This window comes from Halomonas sp. 3D7M, assembly GCF_014897885.1.
Classification (GTDB): domain Bacteria; phylum Pseudomonadota; class Gammaproteobacteria; order Pseudomonadales; family Halomonadaceae; genus Vreelandella.
Window position 1 is genome coordinate 13,771 of sequence record NZ_JABUZF010000201.1, and the last position, 6,502, is coordinate 20,272.

Sequence of the window (6,502 nt, forward strand, 5' to 3'; positions counted from 1 at the left end):
GCTTCCAGTGATGGGAAACATGCCAGCGCCAAATTAGCCGTATGACGATATTGGCAAGCATGGCTGATAGTAAGGCAGAAATTAACGATCCAAGCATTAGCGGTGGCAGGATGTCGTGCATTTGTTCTGCAATCCAGCGCGTGGATATACGCGATGGTGCCTCTCTCACTGGTGCTTCTAACAGAAACGTGCCAATTCGATAATTAAAATAAAAAATAACCGGCATGGTAAGTGGATTGGTAATCCACACCAACCCTACCGAAAGTGCCAAGTTACAACGGCTAAATTTTGCCCCCAGTGCTGCAACTACCATTTGAAACGGTATAGGCAGCATGGCGCAAAAAAGCCCCACGCTGAATGCGTTTGCAACGCTTCGACGTGTTAAAAGCCATAACCCGGGGTCCGCAATTAACGGCGCAATAAAGCGTAGTGAGCGCTGTCGCCTTAATGTGTCGGGTTTGGGCATGTAGCGCTGCAGGAAACGGCGCGGCATGTCAGGTACTCTTTCGATTGGTACATCCTATTATCCATATAGCAGCGTGCTTCGGCTATGGCGTGGGTATGAATGACCCAGTTCCAAGGAGGGGATATGCAACTAGGCGCTGCACTACCGGCTGCCTTGGCAGTATTGATGGGGGCACTAGCGGCGTGGATCAGCGGCCCCGAGGCGCACCTGCAGGTTTTGTTGCCAGGTGTGCTTGTGGTGCTGCTTTGCTTGGTTGTATATCGGCGTAGCCTATTAATTTGGCTGGTTATTTCAAGCTGGGTTTTTATCAGCGTGCAGCAGGAGTGGGGGCACCGTTTGCCACCTGGGCTCAGTGGAGAGGATGTCACTCTGGAGGCCCGAGTAATCAATGTTCAAACGCAAGCGGAGTCGTCACGAGTGCGCTTGGCAGTGGAATCTTGCCGCTCTCCCGAGGGACTGCCAAGTTGTAGCGCACTGCGTAGCGTGCGAGTAAGTGCCTATGGCAACCAGCGCTACCTCGTTGGTGAGCGCTGGCGGATGACGCTGCGGCTCCGCCCGCCCAGTGGCTTTTCTAATCCAAATACATTTGATTTTCAGCAATGGTTATGGCGTGAAGGCATACATGCGACGGGCTATGTGCGCCAGGAGCCTACGCCCGAACGCCTGTCGGGGGCTGCGCCGACACTTCGTCAGCGAGCAATGGCGACGCTGGCTAGCCAGCCGTTGCAAGAGCGAACCCGGCGCTGGCTTGCGGCGCTAACGCTGGGAGATAGTGAGCAGTTGACCCAAGATGATTGGACCTTGCTCAATGCAACGGGTACGACGCATTTAGTGGTCATTTCTGGGTTGCATGTTGGGCTTGTCGCTTCATTTGTGCTGTTGTTGGCACGTTTTACTGCCAGGCTGATAACGCCCACCAATTGGCGTCTGCGTGCTTGGCCCTGGTGGTTAGCAGGGGTGGCGGCTGTGGGGTACGCCATGTTAGCCGGACTAGCACCTCCTGCCATGCGCGCCATGATCATGACGCTGTTAGGCTTGTGGGTGCTTAGCGGGCGCCATGCGCCAGGAGCTTGGCAAGCTTGGTGGCTTGCGCTCGGGATAGTGTTAGTGGTTGATCCTCTTGCACTGTGGAGGCCTGGTCTGTGGCTATCGTTTATTGCGGTAGGCTGGTTGATTATTATTTGGCAAGGCCGCCCCCGCCCACAGGGTCTAAAAGGGTGGTGCTGGGCGCTACTGCGTTCTCAACTACTCATTGCACCGCTGATGGCGGCTGCAGTGCTATTGGCTTTTGGAAGAGTAGCCCCTGCGGCCCCGCTGATTAATCTTGTTGCTGTACCTTGGGTAAGCTCCGTGATGGTGCCTAGTGCGCTATTGGGGTGGGTGCTGTCGCCACTGCCTGGAATAGGGCTTTTTGTGTGGTGGTGTTTTGAGCAGGCACTGCAGGTTTTTCATCAGTTACTCGTCATCGCCGTGCAGTGGGCACCGCTTTTGCAGCCACCGTCAATACTGATGTTTCCGCTAGTAGGTGCACTGTTATTGATGTCGCTGTGTTGGGGGCTTCCCAATGTCCCAGGATGGTTGCGTGTTAGTGCGACATTACTGCTATTAAGCTTTCCGTGGTGGTCAGCGGACGAACAGTTTAACCAAGGTGAGCTGCGTGTCATTGTTTATGATGTCGGGCAAGGCCAACTGATTGAATTACGTAGCGCCAACTATCGATTGCTATACGACACAGGACCTCGCTTTCGCAGTGGGTTTATGCCGCTGCAAACCCTTTGGCCCCCAGGCCAATCGTTCGACCACGTTATTGTCAGCCATGCTGATACCGATCATGCGGGAGGGATTAGTGCGCTTTTAAAAGACCATCAAGTAACGCAATGGTGGGTTCCCAGTGGAGATCTTCTGCCTGTTGCGAGTACAGAGTGTGTTCAAGGGCAGCAGTGGCGACGTGATGGCATTGACTATCAGATACTATGGCCCCCAAAAGGGGAGAACGTGCTCTCCTCAAATGATCGCTCCTGTGTACTTCAAATAAGCGCGGGTGGGCAGCGTTTGTTGATTACCGGTGACGTTGGTAAGGACGTTGAAAGAAGAATCTTAGCGAATGTTATTACGCCGATTGGCGTGTTAGTGGCTGGGCATCATGGAAGCAATACAAGTTCGGGTGTTCAGTTCGTTCAAGTAAGTCGTCCTCGGCATGTCATTTTTAGTGCTGGGAAAGATAATCCCTTTAACCATCCGGTCGACGCGGTAGTGCGCCGCTTTCGACAACAACAGAGCTGCTTATGGAGTACCGCCCAGGATGGCGCTCTCGAATTTAGCCTCACAGCGACTCAGCCAATTCAGATCATTCCCATGCGAAAGCAACAGGGCGTTCGTAAGCGGTGTTGATGCGCGTCACCATAAGGTAGAATTCTCGCAACTGCACACTATGGCCGGGAGCGCGTGTGACTGATTCAGGTTGGGTTCTCTACAAGCGATTATTAACTTACGTCAAACCTCACTGGCGCGCATTCGCGTTAGCGATCGTCGGTTTTATTATTTATGCCGCCTCTAGTACGGCACTAGCTGAAATGATGAAGCAGCTGATTGATGGCATTCAAAACCCTGATGCTACCTTTCGTTTACTGCTCCCACTGTTTGTGGTGATTATGTTCGCTTCGCGTGGGTTGGGGACATTTTTAAGCACCTACTTTATGTCTTATGTCGGACGTTATGTGATTCACACGCTGCGCTGCGATGTGTTTGCGCATTTGCTACATTTGCCTGGGCGTTTCTTCGACCACCATTCCAGTGGCCATTTGGTATCTCGAGTAACGTATCACGTAGAGCAGGTCGCAGGTGCTGCCACGAAAGCGGTCACTATTATTCTGCGTGAAGGTCTGTTCGTTATCGGGCTGATCGGTTATCTGTTTTGGACCAACTGGATGCTAACGCTGCTATTTCTGGGCGTAACGCCGGTGATTGCTGTTGTGGTGAGCTATGCCAGCAAACGTTTTAGGCGTATCTCCAAGCGTATTCAGCACTCCATGGGAGACGTTACTCATGTCGCTTCTGAAGCGCTCTCCGGCTATCGCGTCGTGCGCACGCATGGTGCTGAAGAGTATGAAAAACAACGTTTTGAACGGGTAAGCGAAGAAAATCGCCGTCAGAGTATGAAAGAGGCGATGACGCGTGCTGTGAGTTCACCAGTGATCTTGATGCTGGTAGCGATTTCCATGGCTATTCTGGTTTGGCTTGCCATGGCGCCTGCGCTTATGGAAAACATGACGCCGGGGGAGTTTGTTGCCTTTATTACCGCAGCAGCGCTAATGATCAAGCCGGTGCGCCAGCTCACAGAAGTGAATAGTGAGATTCAAAAAGGCATTGCGGCGGCTTCGGAGCTATTTGGCTTGCTTGATTTGACCCCTGAGCAGGATGAAGGGAAGACAATTCCCCGTCAGCTTACAGGCAGCGTGGTGATTGATAATGTCAGTTTCCGCTACGCTGATGACCAGCCTAATGTATTGCACGATATTAATATTAGTGTTGCCCCTGGTGAGCTAGTGGCGATTGTTGGGCGCTCTGGTAGCGGTAAATCAACATTGGTCAGCCTGCTGCCGCGTTTTTATCGTCCTAGTGAAGGGCGCATTGTGATTGATGGGGTAAATGCCGATGATTATGCGTTGGGCCCTTTGCGTCAGCAAATTGCGTTAGTATCGCAACAAGTCACGCTGTTTAATGCAACCATTGCTGACAATATTGGCTATGGCGTTACCAACCCAGACCCAGCCGCCATTGAAGCGGCCGCTCAGGCGGCGTACGCCAGTGAGTTTATTGAAAAACTGCCTCAGGGCTATGCCACGGTAGTGGGTGAAAACGGTGTGATGTTATCCGGAGGGCAGCGCCAGCGCTTAGCAATCGCTCGGGCGATTTTTAAAGATGCACCTATTCTTATCTTGGACGAAGCGACATCGGCACTGGATACCGAGTCCGAGCGCTATATCCAGAAAGCGCTGGAGCATGTGTGTGAAGGGCGTACCACATTGGTCATTGCCCACCGTCTATCCACCATTGAACGGGCTGACCGTATTTTGGTGATGGATCAAGGGCGCATTATTGAGCAGGGTACCCACCAAGCGTTGCTAGAAGCGGGAGGTGCCTATGCGGCGCTGCATCAGCTTCAGTTTCAGGAGAGTGAATGAGCCTGGAACAACGCTGGCTTAAGGCGGCTTACCAGGGGAGCCGATGGCTAACGCCGCTGTATCCGTTGGGTGCTTTATACCGTTATCTTATGGCGCGCCGTAGCTCTCACTATCACGCTGGTAAAAAGCTAGCTGTTAAAGCATCCGTACCCGTTATCGTGGTGGGTAATATCACTCTTGGTGGAACCGGCAAGTCGCCGCTAGTGGCGTGGCTGGTCGACTGGCTGAGGAAGCAGGGGTGGTCGCCAGGTATTATTACCCGTGGTTATGGTGGTAAAGCATCGCACTATCCGTTACGGGTAACTGCAATCACTGACCCTGCGCAAAGCGGCGATGAGCCATTAATGTTGGCGCAACAAACGGGCTGCCCGGTCGTAGCTGATCCGCGCCGTCCAAGAGGCGTTCAAGCCCTGGTTGATAGTGGGTGCGACATTATTGTCAGTGATGATGGGTTACAGCATCTGGCGTTAGGACGTGATATTGAATTGGTTGTTGTTGATGGAGCTAGGGGGCTAGGAAATGGGCGCTGCTTACCTGCTGGGCCGCTGAGAGAATCACCCAGTAGATTAGCTCAAGTTGATGCTGTGATTATTAATGGTGAGCAGCGCCGCCCTCTGCCTAGAGAGGGAGTGGCGATGCGACTAGCGCCGCTCAGCTGGCGCCGAGTGCAGGATGGTCAGCGTATGCCACTTACCCCTCTGCCATTTACGCTACCTGTGAATGCTGTGGCGGGTATTGGCCATCCTGAGCGTTTTTTTAATACGCTGCGAAGTTTAGGGGTGGAAGGCGAGATGCATCCGCTAGCAGATCATCAGCGTTTTGATGACCAGACTTTCCGTTTTAGTCATCAGCGCCCCGTTGTAATGACCGCCAAAGACGCAGTGAAGTGCCAAGCGTTAGCGCCACCCGATAGCTGGGTGCTAGAGGTAGAAGCCGTGCTTCCGCCAGAGTTTGAACACTGGCTGGCAGCTAAATTGTCAGCGCTTTCTGAAAAGGGATACACCGATGGATAAAGAACTACTGGCAATGCTGGTTTGCCCGCTTTGCAATGGCAAGCTCAAGTATAATCGTGAAGCCCAGGAACTTTGCTGCCACTACGACGGTTTGGCGTACCCTATTCAAGCAGGCATCCCTGTGATGCTTCCTGAAGAGGCGCGCGCGATGGATGCCGATGAAAAGCTACCTATCTCGCCTGGTCGTACCGGAGAGGTGTAATGTCAGTCGCTAAGACCGAATTTATTGCCGTTGTTCCCGCGCGTTTTGGCTCGTCCCGCTTGCCGGGTAAGCCACTGCTGGATATCGCGGGTGAGCCTATGGTTGCCCATGTCTGGCGAAGAGCCTGTCAAAGCCAAGCAAGTCGTGTCGTGGTAGCCACTGACGATCCTCGTATACGTGATGCGATGTTGCCCTACGGTGCGGATGTCGTTATGACTCGCGCGGATCATCCTTCTGGTACGGACCGGCTGGCCGAAGTGGCAGAGCAGCTCGGGCTAAGCGACGACACTTTAGTGGTGAATGTGCAAGGCGATGAGCCGCTTATCCCCCCGGCCTTAATTGACCAAGTGGCGATGCGTTTAGCCGAAGATCGAGAAGCGGCCATTGCGACGCTTGCTGAGCCTATTACTGATGTTGAAACGTTATTTAACGCTAACGTCGTCAAAGTTGTTCGCTCCTTGCAGGGGCGTGCTCTGTACTTTTCTCGTGCTCCCATTCCTTGGGATCGAGAGCAATTTAAAGTCCAGCCCGCGCTTTTAGCCACCGATGCGTGGTTGCGTCATATTGGTATATACGCCTACCGTGCCAGTTTCCTTGCCGCTTATCGTGAGCTGGCGCCGTCGAGCCTTGAGCAGTT

Annotated in this window: 6 protein-coding genes; 5 read left to right on the forward strand and 1 reads right to left on the reverse strand. The window is 53.2% G+C overall.

The window, feature by feature from the left end; genetic code table 11:
* The coding region (locus INT22_RS11245; RefSeq protein WP_193068243.1) for a DUF2062 domain-containing protein at positions 1-493 on the reverse strand (493 nt) is incomplete at its 3' end.
* A gap of 96 nt (positions 494-589) precedes the next feature.
* Between INT22_RS11245 and INT22_RS11250 the strand changes: the two genes are divergently transcribed.
* From INT22_RS11250 to kdsB, 5 genes are all read left to right on the forward strand, one after another.
* Positions 590-2,857, forward strand: coding sequence for a DNA internalization-related competence protein ComEC/Rec2 (locus INT22_RS11250; RefSeq protein WP_193061318.1), 2,268 nt, complete (start codon positions 590-592; stop codon positions 2,855-2,857).
* Positions 2,858-2,913: 56 nt separating this feature from the next.
* Positions 2,914-4,650 carry a lipid A export permease/ATP-binding protein MsbA gene (msbA, locus tag INT22_RS11255; protein WP_193061319.1) on the forward strand — a complete coding sequence of 579 codons (1,737 nt, stop codon included), beginning with the start codon at positions 2,914-2,916 and terminating at the stop codon, positions 4,648-4,650.
* Positions 4,647-5,663 (forward strand): tetraacyldisaccharide 4'-kinase, encoded by a 1,017-nt coding sequence (gene lpxK / locus INT22_RS11260; RefSeq protein WP_193061320.1) that lies wholly within the window; start codon positions 4,647-4,649, stop codon positions 5,661-5,663. Before msbA ends, lpxK begins: the two co-directional genes overlap by 4 nt.
* Positions 5,656-5,865 carry a Trm112 family protein gene (locus INT22_RS11265; protein WP_089037745.1) on the forward strand — a complete coding sequence of 70 codons (210 nt, stop codon included), beginning with the start codon at positions 5,656-5,658 and terminating at the stop codon, positions 5,863-5,865. The genes lpxK and INT22_RS11265 overlap by 8 nt, the downstream gene beginning before the upstream one ends.
* The coding region (kdsB, locus tag INT22_RS11270; RefSeq protein WP_226912634.1) for a 3-deoxy-manno-octulosonate cytidylyltransferase at positions 5,865-6,502 on the forward strand (638 nt) is incomplete at its 3' end. The genes INT22_RS11265 and kdsB, both read left to right, overlap by 1 nt.

Coding starts and splice junctions, on each gene's coding strand:
- INT22_RS11250 (WP_193061318.1), top strand. CDS start 590: ATGCAACTAGGCGCTGCACTACCGGCTGCCTTGGCAGTATTGATGGGG.
- INT22_RS11265 (WP_089037745.1), top strand. CDS start 5,656: ATGGATAAAGAACTACTGGCAATGCTGGTTTGCCCGCTTTGCAATGGC.
- lpxK (WP_193061320.1), top strand. CDS start 4,647: ATGAGCCTGGAACAACGCTGGCTTAAGGCGGCTTACCAGGGGAGCCGA.